This window comes from Pseudomonas sp. SZ57, from assembly GCF_009495975.1.
In the GTDB taxonomy this organism is placed as follows: domain Bacteria; phylum Pseudomonadota; class Gammaproteobacteria; order Pseudomonadales; family Pseudomonadaceae; genus Aquipseudomonas; species Aquipseudomonas syringae.
Window position 1 is genome coordinate 108,295 of record NZ_WIBD01000004.1, and the last position, 23,807, is coordinate 132,101.

The window sequence follows — 23,807 nt, forward strand, 5'->3', positions numbered from 1 at the left end:
GATGTAGATATACATAAGACCGATGGGCGTTCGGTTATGACGCCTGTACTTTTTTGCCCTTCATCAATTCCACGTCCCCGGCAAACCGGTCCAGCGGTAGCGGCAATACGATGTGTCCTTCTATGACTCCAAACGTTGTACTGGGCGCCTCGGCAAAAATAAGCACGAACCGGTCAGTCGACAGCACATCCGGGGTGTACAGGCCGTTACTGATACTCCCGCCCCCGACGCCCACTCTCCATTTCACGCCCGGCGGCGTCATGGCATTGGCAATCGCTTCCAGTTGAACCTGATCGGCACGAATCGCAACGTTCACGCGCTTCCAGGTTTTCACGACTCTTACGACTTTCATGCCTTTCACAACGCGTACGACTTTCAACGTTTTTATCACTTCCAGCACTTCCGAAACCTTCACGGTTTTTACGACTTTCACGACTATCCTTGGGGGTTGATGCTTTACCAGTACCCACGACGAAACACTCGCCTGCCCGCTGGTCACGACTATCTGATCCAGTACATAGGTTTTGCCGGTCACCTTTGATGCAGGGACGTAACGGTGATCACCATCCGCCAGTTCGCTGGGCTCCAGAACACCGCTTTCGCCAGCCACCGGATCCTTGATCGACCAGTGCAGTTCTTCCGTGCCGAGTGAACCTGCCTGCAGCTCCACCTTCGCCCCGGCGTCACACACCTCGATCAACGGATTGAGGGTGATCGGGTTGGTCACGATCGTGACCAGGGCTGAACTTCGATAGTCCGAGTCCATATCGGTGGCCGTGACCCGAACACGTGTGAAAGGAAGCTCGGTCACAGAGGTTTCTGGCGCGTAATACCTGCCGGTGCCGTTGATGGCGCCGAAGTTCTGTGCATCACCTTGCAGAAGTTCGACACTCCACGTCACATTCGCGCCCGGCGGTTGAATGGCGAACGTAGTGGAACTGTCGGCGACCATCAGATGCTCCGCCGGGCTGACGACAAAGTCTGCCCCGGAACTGTTGATGCGGCCGAAGGCAGCTATGTCTCTGGGCGCACGAAGTACGTCAGGCACAATGGCTTCGTTGAAGTTGAGATCGATGCTGTCCCGGATGAACGAACTGACCGGCACAGTGGCTTCAAGATCGCTCGTGAGGCTGTCCCTGATGCTGGACTCGAACCGCTGCGCATTCAGTCTCGCAAAGTTGTCCTGCACCACGACGATCAGTAAGCCTACTCCAAAGCTGGTTCCCGGATTGGTCGTAGAAATCACTTCACTGGCAGTCGTGCTTACCGCCAGGTTGGGCCTGAGGACAAGGTCGTTGGCATACTCCGCAAAGGTGTAAGTACACGTCACATCGACAGTGACCACCTTGCTCGCCGTGAGTGCAGGAGCGTCATAGCCTGGCACGGTCAGAAGGATGAATTCCTGTGCCTCTGCGGTCCAGGTCAGTACTGCGCGTCCGTCGTCATGGATCTCTACTGACAAGGGTTTCTTGCCCGCTGCATCAAGTTGAGTTCCGGCACTCCAGAGCTCGGCGATCACCGTCACGCCACCGACCTTGACTGGATGGGTTGTAAAGCTTGATTCAGAAGTGATGTAGGTTCCTGAGGTGGCGGTTGCCTTGATCAGTCGGCCGGAACCGTCATGGAAGCTCTGGAAAGTAAAGCGGTCGAAAATCGAAGAAGCTGCCGCCATGACTTCGCCAATGAACACTGCCGCCTTGAACGTCCGCTGCGCACTGAACAACACCGTGGCGGAGTAATCTTTCCCGGCATCATCCGGTATCAGGTATTGGTACTCTACCGGGATGTCGCCGCCCTCCTGACTGCCTTCCAGGCGAATGAACACCAGCACGGCACCGTCGCCGTAGTTGGCGGCCTGCGGGTCGAGAGGAGCAGCAGGATTGGTCTGGGTGCGCAGTTTGAACGACTGGGGGTGCATCAGATTATTGCTGCCACGCTTGATCACGCCCAGCGTCCAGATGCGTTCCTCGTCCGGCAACGCATCGAACAGGGCTTTGAAAAAAGCCCCGCCAAGTGCCAGCTCAGCGCTGTTAACCGCGAAGGTCAGAATGAAATTGTCACTGTCCTTGAGATCGAGCCGCACCCGGCCATCGCTCTGGACAATGCCCGGGACCTTCTCCAGGGCGAGATCCAGTGTCAGTTTCGGACCTTGCAGCGCATCGATATGAATCACTCTGTAGGCTTCCCAATTGTCGACGTTATTTCTCATCGTCAACTGCGTTCCGCCCAGAATCGAACAGGTCAATGTTGCATGAGACTGTCCCAGGTTATCGTTCGAGAACGCCAGCCTGGGCGCATCCAGAATGAAGTTGTGAATCCTTTCCTTGACCTGGTCGGTCAGTGCCACCTCTCCGCTGACGGGCTTCAAGTAGGCGTTCGATGAGAAACGCGCGATGTACTCCTGAAGCAACAGGTTATTCACCTTGCCCCGAGCCATTGCAGCGATGGAATCCCAGCCCCACATCACATTGTTGCCAGGGTCTTTCATCCACTCGGTCAGGCTGTTCAGCGAGTTATTGGCCATACGATCACGTCCATGTAAGTGTGGGGTCATGCCGGTGCCTGTCGCGTCCTGCGCCAGCCCGCCGCCCTGTAAAAAAAGATCCTCCAGCACCGTGAAACCGATGGCCGGAAACTGCGTGTAATGCGCCCCTTCATCAAAGCTGACTTCAACTGTCACCGTGTTGGTCTGACTGTCTCTTTGCAGACTTTCCAGGAAATCCCTCGGGATAATCACCGACACCTTCTTGGCATCGTATTCCGCCTCACTGAGCGGTTCGGCGGCGCCGGTACGTAGTCCGACCGTCTGCTCCAAGCCCGATTTCAACAAGCCAGTGGCCTTGATTCGTACCCGTTGTCCGGGCGCCATGTAGACCCAGGACGCCAGGTCAAGACCAGCACCTTCGGGTGGTACCTCGGCCAGTGAAAGCCGGCCGTCGGTGGCGCGTGGGCGTATGATCTGGATGTACGGCCAACCGAAGTCCTCGGCTCTGACTTCCAGATCGAATACTTTCGAGGTGCCCGATTGCGTTGCTGAAACGACCTTGTAATACACGGCCAGACGCTTGCCCATGTTGGCCGGGACCGCTGTGGGCGGGATGAGGAACAGGCGCGGATCGTCTGGCGAAGGATCAGCGATAAAGCTGCCCGTGCTTCCGTAACCGTCCCAGTACATCTGTACCGTGGAGTCTTCGCCGATGACCGCTTCTTTCGGTATGCGAATCGTCACCCCGGTCTCCATCTGCGAGGCAAAGATATAGCCCTTCACACCCCCTTCAACGGGATTCTCAATGATCGCGTCTTCGATAACGGGCACCGGTAGATCGAGTGGCCGACGCAGAATGACCTTGCGCGGCAACGAGCTGGCTGCACGGCCGGGTCGCGCGTACTGGTACACCAGCTCGATTTCCTTGCCGTTATTGGCGGAAAGCCAGGCCTGAGCCAGCGAGAACTGCAATACGCCGCTGTCGAGATTGGTTATGTCAGCCCTGAGGGTCTGCACCAGTCGATTGCCGCTGGAGACGTAAACCACGACATCGTCATCGACCTGAATGCCGAAAGGGTCGATCAGCAGGGTGATGCCGTCAGGAAAAGCCTCCGGGTCCAGTGAGCCGCCGTTGAAATCCTTGATGGTCAAGGCGGGCAATAACGCCGCTGAGGGTGCGACGATGGCCAGCGACTGAGCGACCGAAGCCGTCGTCGATGTGGAGTCGGCATACTCGATGCAGTAGCTCATCAGAACGAAGCCATTTTCAATGGATACAAATTCGTTGGGCCCTATCGGCCACTGCAAGGGCTGGCCCACCTCTTTCAGGGTCAATACCTGGGAAGAGGACAGAGAGTGCGAGTAATCGTTTTCAGCGTAATAAAGATCCAGCGTGAGGGTCACCCTGTCGCCCTCGCGCATGGCCAGATACGGCGGCGTCACGATCAACAAGTCCTCGCCTTGCCACAGCAGCTCAGGGTCAAGCTTCAGATCGTGAGACTCTTTGCATTGCGGCACCCCCAGCCCGGCGGCCGTTGACGGTGGTTTACCGACATAGAAGAACAGGCGCAGGGATTCATGGGGGCGATCAACGACGACGTACGAGTAAAACACCCACCCCTTATCAAGCCTCACCAGCAACGGATTATTGATCAACAGGGGCATGCCTTCAGGCTGCAATCCCACGACCTCGATCACATCGCCGACATAGTCCTCCACTGCGCCCAGAGCGCCGCAACCTCGCCAGTTGGGCATGAACCGATCGCCGTTCTTGATGCCTGGGTAGTCGATCCAGGTGGTCAGGTCGACACTGCCCAACTGATCCAGATCGAGGTAGTTCCCGGGCTGCTGCAGGCCGGGCACCTTGGGGGCGGGAAGATCCAGCGCCATGAGTGAGACTCCTTTCTCGTTTCCGCCTGAAATGGGTAGATCGCAAGGTTGCCCCTGAGAATGCGGATAGGATTTTTTTACGCCGATGCACCTCGGTTGCCCACTAGCACTACTGCTAGGTTGTTGCCCGGGCACGGACTGTTAGGGTTAGGCAAGACCTCCAGCCACACGGAAGCCTCCGGGAATTCAGGCTTGGGGTCGTCAATGACCAGAGCGCAAGGACTGCACAATCGTCAGGCACCGCTGCGCTTGTCACGCATCAATCAGCGAGGTCCGCTCCATGGCTGCTTCTACTTCCGTGCACTCCAACGCGCTCAATTTCATGAGTTGTCTGAAAAGCGGCGTTGACCCACGCACCGGGCTGTACAACATATCGATCAGCTTGCCCGATCTGCAAAGCAATGACCTGCGCGGGCCAGAGTTTCGACTCGACATGTCCTACAGCCAGCTGAATACGCTGGACAGCGGCTATGGCCTGGGCTGGAACCTGCAAGTGTCGCAGTACGATCCTGCCACTCAGATCCTGTCCCTCAGCACGGGCGAGACCTTCCGGGTCGACGGCACCAGCAGCGGCGGTCGACTGACGATGACGGAGAAGAAACTCGACACCTTCCACTTCTACAAGCTGGACGATGAGCGTTACCGGGTGGTGCACAAGTCAGGTCTGGAGGAAATCCTCAAGCTGCACAGCAGCGGCAATAAAAAAATGGCCTGGGCGGTGGAAATCACTGCGCCGTCGGGGCACAGCATTGCGCTCAAGCACACGGTGTTCAACAGCAGCACCTACAGGCTTGATTCGATCACTGATGACCTGGGTCAGACGCTGCTGAAAATTGCCCGCAGCACCACCTCCGTCGAGCTGGATCTGCATCCGTACGCGGGCGCTGGCGGCACTCCGCTGGCGCGCTTCCTGATGACCCTCGTCGGTACCGCCAAACACGTATCGCGCATCACCCTGCCCACCGAGAACAACGCGTCGTGGCGCTTCGAATATGGCCTGGAGAATGGCAATCAGTTATGTGTCAAGCATGTAGAGACACCGACAGGAAGCAGCGAAGACATTTACTACCAGGACGAGGGCCATGCGTTTCCATCCAGCGCCGGTCGCCTGCCCGTACCCAGAGTGACACGACACATCATCGATCCCGGTCTGCGTCTGGCAAAGTTCGATGTGCGCTATACCTACAAGGACCGCCAGCAACGCTCACGAAATTTTCTCGGTGCAGGATTGCCCATCTTCTGGGAGGACAACGGCCTGGACAACCTCTTTAAACATGTGCAGGAGTACAACTATGTCTGCACCGAAAGCCTGTGGGTCGACAGCAAGGCCGTGCGCAGCATAGAGCGGACCTTCAACCGCTTCCACTTGCAGACCATTGAAGTCACCACCCAGAACAACAACCAGCAAACGGTCACGACCGACTACAACATCCTGGAGGGCGTGCATTACTCAAAGCAGCCGGCCGATTGTCAGCTACCCAGCAAAGTCACCACCCGCTGGCAACGACTCGACGAGCCTGAGCGGACCCGCACAGAGACCGTTACCGATACCTATGACATTTACGGCAATCTGCTGGTGCATACGCGAGCCAACGGAATCGAAGAAGTCAGCAGTTGGTACCCGGCCAGCGGTGGCGACGGTTGCCCGGCCGATGCGGAAGGGTTTGTCTCCCGGGTGAAAGAAAAAGTGGTCAGACCCGCCCTGTCGTCGCAGCCCAAGGCCCCTACCCTGTCCACGCGTTATCGCTACCGCACATTGCCCGCACTGAGCAGCAGCGGCTTACCCGACTGGATCGTGCCGGAAACGGAAACGCTGCTGCAGCTTGAAAGCGATGGCACCACTGTGGAATTGCAAAAGACCCTGCTGGAGTACATCAACCAGCCGGATACGCCTTTCCAGCATGGTCGAACCGGGAAAAATATCGAATCCATGAATGGAAACGACACCGTTACCGTCTACGAGTACAGCAACAGCAACAGCGAGGGCAAGAGCAGGCAACTGGAGGTCCCGGTACAACTCATAGAAATCACCACGATCGGCTTCGACGGCACCCGCATAAGCAAGCTGCAACAGCAGTCGTTGTTGACCGGCCAGGTGCTGCTGACCCTGCAAGAAGGCGTGGAGATCCTCTATGTCTATGACGCGCTCAACCGGCTGACCAAAGAAACGATCGCACCGAATTCGGGTTCCACCGGCTATGAAGCCAGTCGCGAGTACCTGTACACCCTGTGTTCCGCTCCGCAGCAGCAGGCAGAACAAGTGGTGATCGATGCCCGCGGGGTCAAGACCCGCTCCGTCATGGACGGCCTGGGCCGGGCAATACTCGAGGAACGGGACCACATCGACAGCAGTAATCCTGCAGTGATGCACATGATCCATTCCGCGCACTACAACGCCTGGAACAACGTGCAATACGAAACGGATTACGACTGGTTCGACAACCAGCAACTGTTCACCACGCGCAGCACCTACGCCTACGACGACTGGAACGTCCAGTCTGTCGTTACCACTGATCACGGCGTGCAGACGCACCAGTACTACGACCCCATCGGCAATGAAGAACATAACGGTCCTATCCAGAGCGCCTGGGTACAAAGCGGTGAAGCCGAACCTCTGATCAGTGGTCGCAGCGAGACCTCGCTGAACATGTTCGGCAAGCCCGTCAAGATCAAGAGCCAGAACGCAGCTGGGAAAGACCTGAGCTCACAAAGCTTTCTCTACGACGGACTGGGACGCTGCACGGAGCAGACCGATGAGTCCAACCACAAAACGCAGTTCAGCTATGACGCCTGGTCGCGCATGGTCAGCACCCGCTTGCCGGATAGCAGCGTGGCGCGTCGCAATTATGCATCGCACAGCAACGCCGAGCTGCCGATCGGCCTGGAAATGACTCATCCGGACGGCACTACCAAAACTCCGGCGGGTAAACAGGCGTTCGACGGGCTGGGGCGTATGACACTGGCCCAGGCCGGGCAACGTATCGAGCATTACCAGTATGAGGACGGTCACACGCAGGTCAAAACCCGCAAAACGGCCAAGGGTGACGGCATCAGCTACACCTACAAACTGGCACTCACCGACCAGATCGTCTCCAGTACTGCACCGGATGAGACCGCCGAGTTTGACTATAACAACGTCAGTGCCCGCCTGACCTCTGCCACCAATCAGCAAGGTAAGCGCGCTTACGCTTATGACGCGCACAACCAGTTGACCGAAGAGACCTGGAAGGGTGATCTACAAGAGCGGACCTGGAAAACCCTGCATCGGACATCCCTGCAGGGCCGTGCGATGTACCGCACCGACGTCGAACAAAAAGAAGTCAAAAACCCGGTCAAAAGCGTCGTCAAAGGCCGGCTCAAAGGCGGCGTAAAACACCGCGTCAAAGGTGTGGAAACGAGTTACCGGTACGACAAGTTCGGCCAGCTTGAAAGCATCGTCCAGGACAACGTGAAGGTGACTGTCGCGTATGACACATTGGGTCAGACCCGCGAGATCACGACCCACGACCTGGCCGCCGGGACCCGCCTGGTAAACCGCATGGAGTATGACGACCAGGGACAGGAAATTCTCAGGACGCAGATTGCAGGCGATCACCCGGTACGTACGCTGGAACAGCAATGGCGACCCGACGGGCTCCTGCAAAGCCGTCACTTGCAGAAGGCGGGCAACAGCCTGCTGCTGGAAGAGTTCAGCTATGACGCACGAAGCCGTCTGATCCTCGTCAGCTATTCAGGCAGCAAATTGCCAGTGCACGCATCCGGCAGGGCGATACTCAGGCAGTCGTTCAGCTTCGACGAACTGGACAACATGACCCTGAACTTTACCGAGTTTGCCAACGACACCATGGAGACAGCCACTTTTCGCTATGGCAAAGAGGGTGACCCCGAATCCGGGGACCGATGCCAGTTACTCGGCATCACCTACAGGCCTCCTCGGAGCACACCCGACCCGACGTTCAGGTATGACGCCAACGGCAATCAAACCAATGACGAGCATGGCAACCAGTTGGACTACGACAGCCAGAGCCGCCTGTTACAGGTGAATAAACCGGCGGGTGGGGCGATCAACACTTACACGTACGACGGCCATGATCATCTGCTCACCACCCGCAATGGCAATGACAGCGAAATACTGCGTTTTTATCAGGATCAGCAGTTGAGCAGCACCGTGCAGGACAGCCGACGCACTCAGTTTCTGCACATCGGCGAGCAACCCGTCGGCCAGCAGACCGTCGGAGAACCTGCAGACACCCTGCTGTTGCTGACGGATGCGAACCAGAGCGTTCTCGCTGAGTTTCAGCAGAACACCTTGCGAACAGCTGTATACAGCGCCTACGGAGAACGCCACAGCGATGACTCGCTGCTCAGCGTCACAGCGTTCAACGGCGAGGTATGCGAAAAAGACACGGGCTGGTACCTGCTGGGCAATGGCTACAGAGCCTACAACCCCGGAATGATGCGTTTTCACAGCCCCGATTCCTTGAGCCCCTTTGGCGCAGGCGGGCTCAACCCCTATACCTATTGCCTGGGTAATCCCATTGCCTGGCGCGACCCCACCGGGCATGACGCCAGCTCCCAGAGCGGCAGGCTGCGACGGCCCGATGAGGATGCGATACCGGCAGAGAAGCCAGGGGACCTGGGGATGGGGACCTGGCTCACGCTCGCGGCTGGCGTGGTGATCACACTACTCGGTTTCTACGCGACAGTTACCACCTTCGGAATAGCCACACCCATCACGGGCCCTATCACATTTCTGGGTATATCGATGACCGCATACTCGGCTGCCACCATTACAGCAGCAGTGTTGGCGACAGGGACCGTAATCAGTGCTGCATCAACGGTTGCCAGTACTTATGGTCTGGCGACGGGAGACACCAAAGCCATTCAGGCAGGGCAATACCTCACCTATATCGGGGCCGCTGTAGAGATTGGTGGGGGGATATTGAGAAGTGCGCTTAAAAGCGCGGTCCAAGCTGCGCTCAACGCTGGAGACGATGCAGCTAAAGCGGCAGCGACGGGCGGACTATTCAGTTTTTTTACCGGTTGGACGCGAAAGTCTAAGGGTGCGTCTGGTCCAGCGCCTTTGGGCGTAGATGACTTTGTAGGGAATAGTTTTCCAAGAGTGACGGTCAGGCCAATACCGAACCCGCGGCCGAGCACAGGCCCTAACGCCCGGGTCAGCCCGACATCGGCACGGGCTACTGCTGCTGCTGCTAATGCTGCTGATGCTGCTTCTGCTGCACAAGCACCATCTAGAGCCAGGCGAGATTGGCGAGCTACCGGTTTATTAGAACCTATTCGCAAACTCGGCAAAGACGCATTCAAGTTTACACCCTACAGAATTCGCGAGAGATAAAGCTCGATTCCCAGCCGCCGACAAAAAGTTTGTTACTGTCGGCGGTATTTCAGTCAACGTTTTTTACTTCTCCAGCCGTTACATTCGCCCTTTCTATTTCCCTGCCCGAACAAATAACGCAAAGACCAGCGAAAAACCCGGAATAGCATTAAAAGCCAAGATTTAAAATGTACGACACTAGTTTAGGAAATATCCTACACCTCCCGCCATTAAACAAAGCCTTCCAGAGACTTTGCAACTAACGCCCCTGCTGTAAACTCCCGCCCCGTCATGACACGCAACACAAACTGTCTCCCAAGACACCATAAATAGTTACATTTTTACTCCTGTAACGTTAATACTTATAAGGTTTTTATCGTGAACAAAACGCTATCCGTACTGGGCCTTGCTCTGGCGACTACACTGACCGCCACTGTCGTATCCGCAAACCCCGCCCCCGGCACCATCCGTTTCGAAGGCAAGATCACCGCCACCACCTGCCCTATCGAAGTGGTCAATCCGGGCGATGGCTCTATCGGCAACGTGGTGAACATGGGCTCTATCGAAGCCAGCCGTTTCACCGGCATCGGTGACGAAGTGTCTGGCAAGAGCTTTGCCCTGCGCGTCAATGACGACGGCAGTTGCGGCCTTACGGCTAGCCCCGCCGTGAATACTGCCAAAGTCACCTTCATCGGCGCCCCTGACAGCAGCGGCGACTACTTCGGCGTCACCCCTACTGTCGACGGGGCAAAGGGCGTTGCGATCGTGATCAAGGACCAGACCGGGGCCTCCATCAAACCAGGCGACGCCTCGGCGGCTTACCCACTGGCCGCGGGGGGTGTCACCGACATGGTGTTCAACGCCTACTACCGTTCGACACTGGCTACCGTTCAACCCGGTGCCGCTTCGGCGGATGTACAGTTTGTTGTCGCGATTAACTGATACATCGACTCATTCGCTCACCGTGTAAAAACCAACCGTTCTTTCACGTGAAGCATCTTCAATACGTTCAGGTTCGCTTCGGGCCTGAACGTACAAGGTAACTTTCCATGATTTTCCAACAGGCGTTTAAACCACCTGCGATTGCGGCGTGCATGCTGTTATTCATGTGCGCAGCTTATATACCCGCCAGCCAGGCAGCCTTGACTGTCAACGCAACTCGCATCGTGTTCGACGGCGACAAGCGCAGTACGTCGGTGGTCATATCCAATCCCAGTGATCGCCCGTTCGCGGTGCAGACCTGGGTAAATACGGAGGCAGACGACACGGTCACCGTCGTTCCATTCGCACCTTCGCCGCCACTTTTCCGCCTCAATCCGGGCAAGGAACAACAGGTACAGATCAATGGCCTGCCCCACGACCTGCCCTCCGATCGTGAATCATTGTTCTACTTCAACGTGCAGGAAATACCTCAGGCCAGCCAGTCGCAAGGCAATGTACTGAATATTGCCCTGCGCACCCGTATCAAACTGTTTTATCGCCCGGCTCTGCTGACTGACAACCCTATTGCCCGCCTCAAGGACCTGCAATGGTCGGTCAGGCAGATGGCGGGCAAGGCAGAGCTGACCGCGATGAATCCGACGCCCTTTCACGTGTCGTTCATTCGCCTCGAAGTCTCCGGCGGTGGCAGGACTGAAAAGCTCAGGGAGGTCGCCATGCTTGGCCCGTTCAGCTCTCGCCAATACGAGCTCAATGAAACGAAAGCCGGTCCGGGCCTGCAGGTGGTGTTTTCCGCGATCAACGATTACGGCGGCTACAGCACGCCGCTGACAGCCACGGCCACGCTGACTGACTGAACCAGCGCTGGCCCGCTTCATCCCCAGGACATTGAACATGACCCTATTACCCGATTCCGGGCTCATACCAGTGCGCCTGCGCTTTATGCAGATGCTGATTGTGTGCGGCAGCGTTGCCGTGCCGCTGGAACTCACCAGAGCGGCAACCCCCGCCAATTTCCAGTCCGGTTTCCTGCGTCAGGGCCAGGACTATGACAGTGAGGCCGCAGCCAGCGTGCTGAACCAGCTGACAGTCGCCGACAGCCTCGGACCAGGCGACCATTGGGTAGAAATCCACGTCAATATGCGCTATTTCGGCCAACGGCAGATCCGTTTCGATGCCGACCCGCAAGGCAACGGCCTGCTGCCCTGCCTGTCGCGAGAATTGCTGGAGCAGATCGGCGTACGCCTCGACAGCCTGGCCGACCCGGCTTTGTTGCAGGTTGCCTGTGTCGCTCTGGGGCAATTGATTCCGGACTCCAAAGTCGTACTGGACGGCGGCAGACTGCAACTGTCGATCTCGATACCGCAGATCGCCATGCGCCGCGATGCCACCGGCCGGGTGGATCCGGCGCTTTGGGATTACGGCATCAACGCCGCCTTCATCAATTACCAGACCTCGGCGCAACAGACGGCCCACAAGGAGACAGGCACCAGCAGCAGCGCAGACCTGTACCTCAATACCGGTATCAACCTCGGGGCATGGCGATTGCGCAGCAATCAAAGCGTGCGTCAGGATGCACAGGGACATCGCGAGTGGACCAGAGCCTATGCTTATGCACAGCGCGACCTGCCCGGCACGCACGCTAACCTGACCCTCGGTGAAACCTACACCGGCGGCGATGTCTTCCGCAGCGTGCCGATCAAGGGCGGGTTGATCAAAACCGATCAGGAGATGCTTCCCGATTCCCTGCAGGGTTACGCACCGGTGATTCGTGGCGTTGCGCAAAGCAGGGCCAAACTGGAAGTGCTGCAGAACGGCTACCCGATCTACTCCACGTATGTCAGTGCCGGCCCCTATGAAATAGATGACCTGAACACGGCGGGCAGCGGCGAACTGGAGATCGTGCTGACCGAGGCCGATGGCCAGGTACGGCGTTTTACCCAACTCTACTCGACCATCAGCAACCTGCTGCGCGAAGGCGTCTGGAAATACAGCGCAGCCCTGGGCCGCTTCAACGGTGCCTCTGCCACAGAACATCCCTGGCTGTGGCAGGGAACGCTGGCCGTTGGAACAGGCTGGAACTCGACCCTTTATGGCGGACTGATGACCGGCGACTTCTACCATGCCGCTGCGCTGGGCGTTTCACGGGACATGGGCACGCTGGGAGCGATGGCGTTCGACGTGACCCGGTCACGCGCCAGCATCGATCAAGCCGGCCAGTCCAGCGTGCAGGGCATGAGTTACGCCATCAAGTACGGCAAGGCGTTCACGACCCATACCAATCTGCGCTTCGCCGGTTATCGCTACTCCACCGAAGGCTATCGGGACTTCGACGAAGCCGTCAGTCAGCGCAGCAACGACGATACGTTCACAGGCAGCCGCAGAAGCCGCCTGGAGGCTTCGGTTCATCAGAGAATCGGCGCACGCAGCAGCGTGGGCCTGACGCTGTCGCAACAGGATTACTGGGGCAGCGATATCGAGCAGCGTCAATTTCAATTCAACTTCAACACCCATCATGCCGGGATCACCTATAACTTCTACGCCTCCCAGTCACTGAGCACAGCCAGTAGCCGTGGCAACGACCGGCAGTTCGGCCTGAGCATCTCGATGCCCCTCGGCACCGGCCATTCGAGCAACGCCACACTCGACCTGCAGAGCAGCGCCAATCGCCACAGCCAGCGAGGCAGCCTGAGCGGCAGCCTCTACGAAAACCGTGTCAATTATCACGCCAGCCTGAGCAACGATGACGGCGAGCAGCAAAGTGCCAGCCTTGCGGCGGGCTATCAGGCCCCCTTCGCCAGCCTCGGCGCCGGTGTGAGCCAAGGCAACGATTATCGAAGTGCGTCGGTCAACGTCAGTGGCGCCTTGTTGCTGCATGCGGACGGCATCGAGTTCGGCCCGAGCCTGGGCGACACCATCGCGCTGGTCGAAGTGCCGGATACACCAGGTGTTGGCATACAGAACGCGACCGGTGTCAGGACCAATAGCCGCGGCTACGCCTTGATGCCCTATCTGCGCCCCTACCGTTATAACCCGATCGCCTTGCAAACCGACCGACTGGGTCCCGAGGTGGAAATCGATAACGCCAGTACTCAAGTGGTGCCTGCCAGGGGTGCGGTGATCAAGACCACCTTCGCTGCGCGCACGGTGACACGCCTGGTCATCAATGCGACCACTCAAAGTGGCAAGCCGCTGCCATTCGGCGCCCAGGTCAGCGACGCGCAGGGCAACATCCTCGGCATCGCAGGCCAGGGCGGGCAGCTGTTGCTGTCCACCGGCATGCAGGCGCAAACCCTCGATGTCCACTGGGGAGAGAAAAGCGACCCGCAGTGCCGCCTGCACATCGACCCCGCCGGCATGCCTCTGACCAAGGGCTACCGAATGCAAGACATGACGTGCGCCCAGTGACATCAGGTCTGAGCCATCCGCGACATTGTTATTTCAGGAATCACCCCATGAACACTGCATTGAATGCCCTGCTCCCGAGTCTGATCCTGTTGGGGGCCAGCTATAGCGCTGCGGCTTATTCCGACGTACCGGACGACACCCCCAGCAACGATTGCTACTGGGTTTCCCCTCCGGGACTAAAGGATTACCGGCGTGACATCGGCACCCTCTACGTCCCGAGAGACGCCAGAGTGGGCACCGTCATCGGCAGCATCGATGTGTTTGAAGGCACACCAGACCACGCGGGCCTGGAGGCGGCCTGCAGAAATGACGGCACGGCCCTTCTCGAATTCAACGCAACGGCAACGGCTCCGATCTTTCCTGGCAACGTGGACCCTATAAATGGCGAAGACCTCAGCGGCAAGATCCTGCAAACCAATATTCCTGGCGTCGGGGTGCGGATCAGACTGGGGCACCCGTATGACAGCAACTGCCCCAATTGCTTCATGCCGGCAGGCGGCAGCGCCACCGTTCCGTTCATTGGCCTCAACGACCACCGGGATATGCTCACGAGCATTCGCTTACTGCATATGAACAACTACCTCACGCTGGTCAAGACCGGGCCGATTCCTTCCGGACCGAATGTGCTCAATGGCAGTGAGCTGTTCTCCGGAAGCGTGACGACGCTTGGCAGGATCATGAGGTTCGGGCTAACCGGCACGGTACTTCAGGCACAGTGCAGCGTCGGTGCAGACCCGGTCAGTGCCGACCCGGTGCAGTTGGGTGAGTGGGACAGCGCTGACTTCACCGGTCCCGGCTTCACCACACCGGCGGTGCCCTTCAGCATTGCGTTGAATAACTGCGAGACCGATACGGGCTCAGGCTTCGTGGCAACGGCGCATATCCAGCTCGATGGTGTCGAAGGCTCGGTCCCCGAGGGCCCTGCCAACAGCGGGGTTTTCAGCCTGACCAGCGATTCGGATGCCAAGGGCATGGGGATTCAGGTCCTCAAAGGTGATGGCGTCACGCCCATGGAATTGCAGACCGAAGTGCCACTGATCGCGATCACACCCGGCAACGTGGTGCTGAACTTTTACGCCCGCTTCTATCAGACGCAGGCCAGCAGCGCGATCCGGCCGGGCAAGGCCAAAGGGGCACTCAGCTTCACGATGACCTACAAGTAGCAATGCGCCGTGGACCGCCGACCCGGCGGTCCATGACCTTCTCAGGCGTACAACGTCGGTCTCAGTGAAGGAAAAGGCTGCCAGGAGAGCGTCTGGTCGAAACTCACCCGCACCCGGACATCCAGCTGAGTGCCGATCAGAAATCTGTTCAAATCCGTTTTGCTGATCTGACCGGCGTCGATTTTATCGCCCACCAGCGGCACCGGGTACTCGTCCAGCACGCTAACGATCAACAACTCATTATCAGCACTGCTGACGCCATGCACCTCGACGCTGACAAACTGATCAGTGCCCATGAATGACCAACTGTCCAGGGTGAACCGTGCGTAACCTCCCTCGGCAATGTCATTCAGTCTCAGACGCCCCCCGGACACCTTGTCACACTGCACGACCGGAAAGCCTGTCATTCCCAGGATACTCAGCGTATGCCGGTCCGAAAGATGCGGTGAGTCGGCGTTTTTTTCGAACACCTCGTAGTACACCGGGATCGACTTGCCGAAATGCTGGGCAATTTGCGTGGGGGGAACGCGGAACAGTCTCGAGTCTGCGATTTCCGTAAGAAAGGAGCCCACACTGCCTGGCTCGGCCCATTGGACGCGGACCGTCTCACCGGGAAGAATCACCGCATTCTCAGGGATTAATACCACTGCGCCCTGAAAGGCATCTACCGGATCAAGCAAGCTGGCGCTTGCCGAGCCTGCGGCCTTCTGAACCCGCGGAGGAGGCAACACACGTGGAACTGGCTGAGCGGAGACCAGCAGCGAAACAGCCAGCGCTCGAGGCCCGGCATTGCCCGAACGATCCTTCAGCCTGTAGGACGCATAACGAATGCCATCGCCGCTCTCGAGAATCAGTTGCCTGTCGAAGGCAATATGGATCGCACTACCGATATCGGACGTTTCAAGCGTCAGGGTTCCGGTGTGCTCCGACCCCGTCAGCGTGCTGCTCCAGTACCAGGTAATGAGGTCCCCTGCGCTCGGCGAAAAATACGCAGGTACCTCGGCCAGCAGGGTATCGCCATGAGTGTCCAGCCAGGCCGCCGTGAGACCGTCACTGACGATTTCGGCCGGAAAAATCAGCGCCCCTTCGTCGGCGAATACCGGTGCCGTTTTATCAATGACAAAGGCCAGTGTTTCGGACTCGGTCTGCACCTGATTGGCGGTCTCGACGCTATAGCGGAGTCGATGCAGGCCTTCTATAAGGTATTGCTGCTCGATCATGCTGAACAGATCGGCAGGCTGTACAGGTTCGGTCCAGACCTTCTCCTCCAGCAGCATGTCATTCCAGTACACGCGCAGATACTCGGGATCGACCGGGGTGGGTCCGGAGTTTTGCCACATGGGAAAATCGACCCGCAACGGCACGAGCCAGGCGCTGCTGGGCAGCAAGTTGGGTTCACCACCGGGTACGTCAGGAAGAAGTTCGGCGATCATGGGCGGCGCAAGCAGCGCACTCTTGCGCCTTGAAGCTGGCCAGAACAGGTTTCTGATCTGTTCGATCCACTTTGAAATCACAGGCATGAGCCGGGCCTCCAGCACAATGAAGCGGTGGCCGACCCGTTTGCCGACCGCCATGCCCATCAGTTAACACCCTGTTTTTTTCTGCCGATACTGGCACAAGTGATAGGACCGTTGGCGCATCAGCGATCAGCGATCAGGCGTGAGCCACCGCGCCTCGCTGTCACTACCAGCTGTAACGCAAGCCCGCACTGGCGCCCCACGGCTGCTCGATGGCGTCGCCGTTGCTGTAATCGAAATCAGCGTGCAACTGCAGGTTGTCAGACAGCGACACCGACACACCCGCCCCCAACTCGCCACGGGAACCGGAGAGGTCGTTGTTGAACACGTTGTCATTGACCTTGACCTCGTTCCTGTTGACGAACTCGTGAGCCACGGCCACCCGCACGTAAGGTTGCAGCGTACGTCCCTTGCCCAGGTCGAAACTGCGCCCCGCTGTCGTACCGACCTTGCCGAGCAGCGACCGGCTGCGGTCACCTTCGGCACGCATACCGTTATCCAGTGCGTAGTCCTTGCCCTGAACGACCAGACCCGTCAGCTGGGTATAGGGTTCGAGAAAATAGCCGTTGTCCAGTTTGATGTGCCGACCCAGCTCCAGCGACGCGCCCACTCCCAGATTGTCGTAGTTGCCGCGTGTGCGGGAACCATCGCTGAGATTGACTCTGGCCTTGTTCTTGAACTGATTGAGCTTGATCACGCCATCGACGTAATAGCCGCTCTCGCTGTCCAGCCAGGTGCTGTAAGCGCCCAGCGAGTAGCTGTCGACCTTGCCACTGGCACCGTGATCCAGACTGAGGTCGGACGTACTCTGCCCGATCATCACACCTGCCAGCCATTGCCCAGACCCCACAGGCAGCTTGCCATCTGCGCCGAGCGCGACACCGCTCTGAACCTGCTGATATCCAAAGCCTGAGGCGTCGGCGACATTGAATTTGTTGCCGTAGGTCCGTATCCAGCCACCGGAACGGGCCTGGTCCATACGCAACTCGCCCATGCGCGAACGTAGCGTCGTCAATTCCCCGTACCAGACAGTCGGCGCCGTGTTGAACAACGCCATGACAGTCTGTGCGCCAGGGCTGATGGTGCGGGTGGTGGCATCCAGATACCAGTCGTTGTCGCCCTGCTTGATCAGGTCATAGGACCAGGCACCCAGATCCACTGCGCCGCCTGCGAGCGAAAAGCTCGCATCGCCGGCTGCCGCATGCACGACGTGCAGGCTGGTATCGCTGAGCGGATCGACACCCGTGCTGCCGATAAGCACGGTATGACTGCCGGTCGCGCTGCCCGTGATGTCAAGAAAGTCAGTGGCCTGGCCACCGAAATCCACGTCCATCATGAACGTGCCGCTCCCTGACAGGCTTGCGAGTGACAAGGTGTAAAACGAGGCCGCGTCGCCAAACCTGACCGAACCGCCGTTCATGGACAGTTCATTCACCTGACCATTCTCGACCATCACCCACTGGCCCTGGCTACTGAGCGACAGGCTGGATACGTTCTCCAGGCGCCCGGTCAGAGTCGCGTTATTTTGCAGTGTCAGGCTGGCGGTACTGCCCTCACCCGCCGATACATCGCCCAGCAGATGGCTGTTGTCCACGGTCATGTGCGCCGTTGAACCGTTGATCAACTCCAGTATCCTGCCATTGCCGCCGGTCAACGTAGAACCATTGTTGACCTGGATATCGGCAGTCGCGGGCGCGCCGGTGGGCGTTCCGACGATCAGCGCCGACCCGGTGATACCTTCGACCCGGGTTCCCTCCAGAACCAGCAGATTGCTTGAGGGTACGCCCGGGTCAGCGCGCAAGCGCACGCCATATTGCTGCCCGGTGATGGTACTGGCGGACGCCTTCACCGTGGAGTCAAACATCTCCATGCCTCTGCCATTGGTGCCGGTGGCCGTCACCGAAGTCCCTTCCAGGGTCAGGTTGCTGAGCGAACCGGCATTTATCCCGCGATTCGTGGCCGTGATCGTGCTGCCGATGACGGTGGCCGTGGAGCCGACCAGTCGCGCACTTTCATTGCCCATCCCAAGGCCATCCGCGGCACCTGTCAGGACGCTACCGACGATCAACGCATCTGCCCCGGTCAGCGATACGGCTGAAGAGTTGGTGCCCGCACTGACCTGACTGCCAGTGAGCGTCAGCTTCGCCCCGGTGACCGTGGTTATTTGCAGGGTCGTCGCGCCGTTGGCGGTCAGATTCCCGGTGCTGACAATCCGATAGCTGTCCAGCGGGGCTGTCGCATCAATGGTCTGCGGCGTATCGACAAGGATTTGCGCAAGCGCATGACTGCCGGTCAGCAAGGGAGAGAGGAAAATAACGGTCTTCAATGTCCATGAAAGCGGACGCAGCACGAATGGAGCATTCATGAGTATGCATTACCTTGAGGTAAACCAGGTCGAACCCCGTGACGACTGCCCGAAAGCGGCCTCGGGAGGGAGGCCGCAAGACTAGCGGGATCCAACTGAATGCTCTGTAGGACGTTTCCTAGGTAACCGTAGGGAGGTTCCGACAGTAGAGGGTCGTCGAGGGAAATACCGATAAGCGTAGGTGACATGACCCGGTACGCGTCGGCCTTCCTAAACCGTTTGGGAGCAACCTGAGCCGGCTTATACCCGACAGGGTGCCTGCGACTGGCCGCAGACCCCCTCTATCGGCAACCCTTGTTACTTTTCTTTCGGCTCTTCTGGACGAAGAGGACAAGGCCCGGCTGCGTCGTACATCCCTACTCGGGCGGTGGTTTCCAGCGAGTTAATGGTTTTCCTGGTGATTTCCGGCGGGTTAACGGTTTTCCTGGTGGTTTCCGGCGGGTTGATGGTTTCGCTGGTGGTTTCCGGCGTTTTAGTAGTGGCGCTATCCATGCTGAAGGAGTACTTGATCCTTGCGCTCCCGTTTTGGCTGCGGCCGCCACGATCGTAGATGGGCAGGATGTGTGTATCGTAGGGGGTGACCAGCCAGGTGAAACCGGTGACAGGATGGCTGGCTCCCAGCAGGATATCCTCGTCTTTTTCGGTGCCGGGAATAGGCTCGTCGCCGGTATTTCCCTCGGAGCCATACCAGTGCAACGTCACGGTTTTACCGTCCGACAGATATTTCGAAAGATCCGGAACGCGGACCCGTATACCCGGTTCACCCGGGTCCGCAGGGCCACTTGGGCTGGCGTAGAGTGAATTGCAATTCAGCCAGCCATTTGGACTGGTGCCCTCGAAGACCGGGGCTTCCGGCATGATGACAATGGCGTCTACGTTGACCAGAGTGTTCGGCGAGTGTTGCGTGTTTTCTGAATCGGGCCCATGAATGCGGTAATGGACCGGCAAGTCAACGCGATTGCCTTCATAATCGATGTAACTCCAGGGTATTTCAACATCACGCTCAGCGCCTGCCAGGTCGCCAGCAGCCACGGTGTATTGAGCCTCTGCTACATGGCTTGTGCCCCAGTAGAAATCTATAATTTCACCCGCTTGAAGTTTGTCATACAGCTTGAAACTGACCTTGGCAGGCTGGTTATAGTCCTCTTCTTTCAGGACGTTCAACTGATTGGACGTCTGGCCATAGACCTCGACCGGCAGTAATGCGTCGTTGACCGGATCCGGCCACCCAGGATCGGTTATAGGGTCAGGGCCGATAGTGGCGAAATTGACATTGACGCTGATGCTTTTCACTTCGGACGGAACGACGCCACGCAGGATTCGATAACTCACATCGGTGGGCTGGTCGCCGCCGCTCGCTTGATTGTATTGCCCCTGCAGAACCAGATCAGGGACTCTGATCGAAGTCGGAAAATCTGGAGAGCTGCCGACTTCCTCAGGTCGAAGCACCTCAGTGCCCCAAGTGACTTCGATGCGGTCAGCCGGTTTCCAGTTATCGAACGAATCGATCAACACTTCGACCCCGAGTCTCGCATCAGGCAGGTTGATCAACTTTTCTGGAGGCTCTGCCAATGGCACGACGGGGTCTTTCAGGTTGTCGGGCAATAGCCCGAGCGCCACGTCGATGCGTTTTGGGCTGGAAAGCGAAGTGCGATTGGTGGCTTTGTCGACCAGAATGTAAACGGCGTAGTAGGGCTCGTCCCTGGACGCTTCAATGGCCGAAACGGGGAAGGTCACCGTATTATTCGTCGGGTTGGCCACGTCAACGAAACCCACCGGAGCCGGCAGGTCTTCAGCACTTTCTGGCAATGGCGTGCCAACCCAATAGAAGGCTACCTTGTCGCCGGGCTTCCAGTCGTCATAGTCTGGCAGCGTACCGACCAGACCGTCGGGATGTGCGTCCAGAAACGCCTGGGTCAACTGATCTGTTGCCAGACTCATCTGCTCAGGCTCAAGCTGCTCGCCCGGCGGCGTGGTGTCGACGATCAGGTTGATCGACGGGCTGGGGGTCTCTTGTTCATTCGGTTGTACAATCCGGTAGCGCAGACTGTAAGTGCCGTCTGCAGGCTTGTCCAGGCCGGTCATTAAGCTGCTCAGCGGAATCTCGATCTTCTTGGGAAAGGTGTCAGGGTCCACCGGTGCGGTAACCGTATCGCGAAACACCTGTTTAAACGCGTCGTTATCCGCCGCTGCACCGATGGCCCAATCGATGAAAAAAGTATCGGAGTCGCCCGGGTCAGTGACCAGTCCTGCCCACTGAGGCAGGGTGACCTCAAGGAATTCGCCGAGCAGGACATCCTTGTTCAGCGTTCCATCGTTCTTGTCCACAATGCCCGCCACCTCTGCCGGGGCAAGCGATGCGTCGGTCCGTGAACCGCGTTGAGTGCGCGCCAGCCGGTAGGCGATACGCGCTTTTTTTTTGTCATCCAACGTTGCTGTTGTTTTTGAATCGGCCATCATCAGCACTCCCTTGCTATCCGATTGCCGCCCCTGTCTATGTAGAAAACAGGCGGGCGGATTGATAATGCGCCCAGGGTCTGTTGCCCTTTCATCCCGAGCCACGATGAAGCGGCAACAGCCCCTGGCCTTCTCGACAAGTGTTTGTCTGCCAGAACCGGCCATCCAGGCCGGTAGCCCGTTCGATTAAACGGCAGTTGCGCGACACTGGATACTGTCATAACTATCAGGGTGAGCTTCGCAGGGCACGCTCGACAGGCGCTCGTATCAATCTCGATACATTTATGACATGCGCACGACATTCGATCACGCCACCCTACCGCCGAGCCTCCCGGCGAAGTAGCATGAGGGGCAGCGTTGATCTTCAACAGCAGCCAGTCCATGGCGGCACAAGCAGGCGACAGACGCATTATGCAAGCACTTCCCGACACCTCCCTGGATGCCACATCGACCGATCAGCGCTGGAGCGTTCGCGCGCTGATCGTCGATGACGATGTGGCCATTCGCGAACTGCTCTGCGATTACCTGACGCGCTTCAATATCAACGCCCGTGGCGTCACCGACGGCACGCAAATGCGTCAGGCGCTGACCGAGGAAACCTTCGACGTGGTGGTGCTTGACCTGATGCTGCCCGGTGAAGACGGGCTGTCACTGTGCCGCTGGCTGCGCAGCACGTCGGACATCCCGATTCTGATGCTGACCGCACGCTGCGAACCGACTGACCGGATCATCGGCCTGGAACTGGGTGCCGACGATTACATGGCCAAGCCGTTCGAGCCGCGCGAACTGGTCGCGCGCATCCAGACCATTCTGCGCCGGGTCCGCGACGAGCGCAGCGATCAGCGCACCACCATTCGCTTTGACGCCTGGCGCCTGAACAGCGTCCTGCGTCAGTTGACCGCCGCCGATGGCCTGGTGGTGCCGCTGTCCAACGCCGAGTTTCGTCTGTTACGTGTGTTTCTCGAACGGCCGCACCGGGTGCTGAGCCGCGAGCAGTTGCTCGATGCTGCGCGCGGGCGTTCGATCGAGGCGTTCGACCGCAGTATCGACTTGCTGGTCTCGCGTCTGCGCCAGAAGCTCGGAGATGATCCGAAAAATCCACAACTGATCAAGACCGTGCGCGGTGAAGGCTATCTGTTCGATGCCAGGGAGCTGGGTTGATCCGCAGATTCGACACGCTGTTTGCGCGACTGTTTGGTGGCGCCCTGTTGGCTATTCTGCTGGCGCACCTGCTGGCCTTCATCTGGTTCACCCAGTACGGCATGCGCCCGCCGCCGCCACCTAACGCGTTCAACGCCGAGCATGGGCAATTCGATCAGCGGCCCATGCACAGACCGCCGATCCTGGGGGGGCCGGCGATAGTGCTGCTCTTCCAGTTCATCACCATGATCATCGCTGCATGGTATGGCGCCAAGGCCCTCAGCCGTCCGATACAGCGACTCAGTGAAGCAGCCGAGCGCCTGAGTGAAGACCTCGACAGCCCGCCCTTGGAAATCAGCGGCCCGCAGGAAGCCCGACAGGCCGCACAGACATTCAACCTGATGCAAAGCAAAGTGCGCGAACAGATGCAGCAGCGCGGGCGCATGCTGGCTGCGGTATCCCACGACCTGCGCACACCCCTTTCGCGGCTCAAGCTGCGCGTCGAACAGATCGAAGAGCCCAGGCTGCATGGCCAGATGACTCAGGACCTCAATGACATGATCAGCATGCTCGACGCCACGCTCGCCTACCTCAATGAGCACCGACGCAGCGAAGGCCTGCAGCAGTTCGATCTGCAGGCACTGATCGAGTCGCAGGCCGAGAATGCTCAGGACAATGGCGACGACGTACAGTACGAAGGCCAGTGCAAACCGCTCAAGACGCAGCCGATGGCACTGCGCTCGTGCCTGCAGAATCTGGTCGACAACGCTCTGCGTTATGCCGGCAGCGTACACATCGTGATCGAGGACAGCAGCGAGCGTGTGCGCATCTCTGTGGTCGATCACGGGCCCGGCATTGCACCTGAATTTCACGAAGCCGTGTTCGAGCCGTTCTATCGCCTGGAAGGTTCTCGCAACCGTAACTCCGGCGGTATCGGCATGGGCATGAGCATTGCGCGGGAAGCGGCGCGACGCATCGGCGGCGAACTGTCGCTCACGCAAACGCCTGGCGGCGGCCTGACGGCGATACTTGACCTGCCACGTCTCTGACGCACTCTGTAACACACCGCGTACAAAGCCTATATCCCCTCGACAACTGACACCCCGAG

At 58.5% G+C, this 23,807-nt stretch carries 11 protein-coding genes; 7 read left to right on the top strand and 4 right to left on the bottom strand.

Annotated elements, in window-relative coordinates:
- Positions 1-34 precede the first annotated feature (34 nt).
- Complete coding sequence (locus GE543_RS07715; protein WP_153221135.1) at positions 35-4,375, bottom strand: hypothetical protein; 4,341 nt, start codon at positions 4,373-4,375, stop codon at positions 35-37.
- A 280-nt stretch (positions 4,376-4,655) separates the two neighbouring features.
- Between GE543_RS07715 and GE543_RS07720 the strand changes: the two genes are divergently transcribed.
- The 5 genes from GE543_RS07720 to GE543_RS07740 all read left to right on the top strand — a co-directional run bounded on the left by GE543_RS07720 (position 4,656) and on the right by GE543_RS07740 (position 15,220).
- The gene (locus GE543_RS07720; RefSeq protein ID WP_153221136.1) at positions 4,656-9,731 is read left to right on the top strand and encodes an RHS repeat-associated core domain-containing protein; all 5,076 of its coding nucleotides are present in this window, start codon (positions 4,656-4,658) and stop codon (positions 9,729-9,731) included.
- A gap of 357 nt (positions 9,732-10,088) precedes the next feature.
- Complete coding sequence (locus GE543_RS07725; RefSeq protein ID WP_371927116.1) at positions 10,089-10,652, top strand: fimbrial protein; 564 nt, start codon at positions 10,089-10,091, stop codon at positions 10,650-10,652.
- A gap of 107 nt (positions 10,653-10,759) precedes the next feature.
- Positions 10,760-11,506 carry a molecular chaperone gene (locus tag GE543_RS07730; protein WP_153221137.1) on the top strand — a complete coding sequence of 249 codons (747 nt, stop codon included), beginning with the start codon at positions 10,760-10,762 and terminating at the stop codon, positions 11,504-11,506.
- A 37-nt stretch (positions 11,507-11,543) separates the two neighbouring features.
- On the top strand, positions 11,544-14,057 hold the full coding sequence (locus tag GE543_RS07735) for a fimbria/pilus outer membrane usher protein (RefSeq protein ID WP_153221138.1): 2,514 nt from the start codon (positions 11,544-11,546) through the stop codon (positions 14,055-14,057).
- A 47-nt stretch (positions 14,058-14,104) separates the two neighbouring features.
- Positions 14,105-15,220 carry a fimbrial protein gene (locus tag GE543_RS07740; protein WP_153221139.1) on the top strand — a complete coding sequence of 372 codons (1,116 nt, stop codon included), beginning with the start codon at positions 14,105-14,107 and terminating at the stop codon, positions 15,218-15,220.
- A 41-nt stretch (positions 15,221-15,261) separates the two neighbouring features.
- On the opposite strand, the gene GE543_RS07745 is transcribed toward GE543_RS07740, so the two are convergent.
- From GE543_RS07745 to GE543_RS07755, 3 genes are all read right to left on the bottom strand, one after another.
- Positions 15,262-16,800 carry a hypothetical protein gene (locus GE543_RS07745; protein WP_046236884.1) on the bottom strand — a complete coding sequence of 513 codons (1,539 nt, stop codon included), beginning with the start codon at positions 16,798-16,800 and terminating at the stop codon, positions 15,262-15,264.
- Between the two features lie 103 nt (positions 16,801-16,903).
- Positions 16,904-19,102, bottom strand: a complete 2,199-nt coding sequence (locus GE543_RS07750; RefSeq protein WP_153221140.1) for an autotransporter outer membrane beta-barrel domain-containing protein — start codon at positions 19,100-19,102, stop codon at positions 16,904-16,906.
- Positions 19,103-19,399: 297 nt separating this feature from the next.
- A complete protein-coding gene (locus tag GE543_RS07755; protein ID WP_046270256.1) occupies positions 19,400-21,562 on the bottom strand; it encodes a hypothetical protein in 2,163 nt (720 codons plus the stop codon).
- A gap of 408 nt (positions 21,563-21,970) precedes the next feature.
- Here GE543_RS07755 and GE543_RS07760 point away from each other — a divergent pair, with 408 nt between their 5' ends.
- Both GE543_RS07760 and GE543_RS07765 read left to right on the top strand, forming a co-directional pair.
- Positions 21,971-22,720 carry a response regulator gene (locus tag GE543_RS07760; protein ID WP_024665634.1) on the top strand — a complete coding sequence of 250 codons (750 nt, stop codon included), beginning with the start codon at positions 21,971-21,973 and terminating at the stop codon, positions 22,718-22,720.
- Positions 22,717-23,748, top strand: coding sequence for a HAMP domain-containing sensor histidine kinase (locus GE543_RS07765; RefSeq protein ID WP_046236881.1), 1,032 nt, complete (start codon positions 22,717-22,719; stop codon positions 23,746-23,748). Before GE543_RS07760 ends, GE543_RS07765 begins: the two co-directional genes overlap by 4 nt.
- Positions 23,749-23,807: the final 59 nt, after the last annotated feature.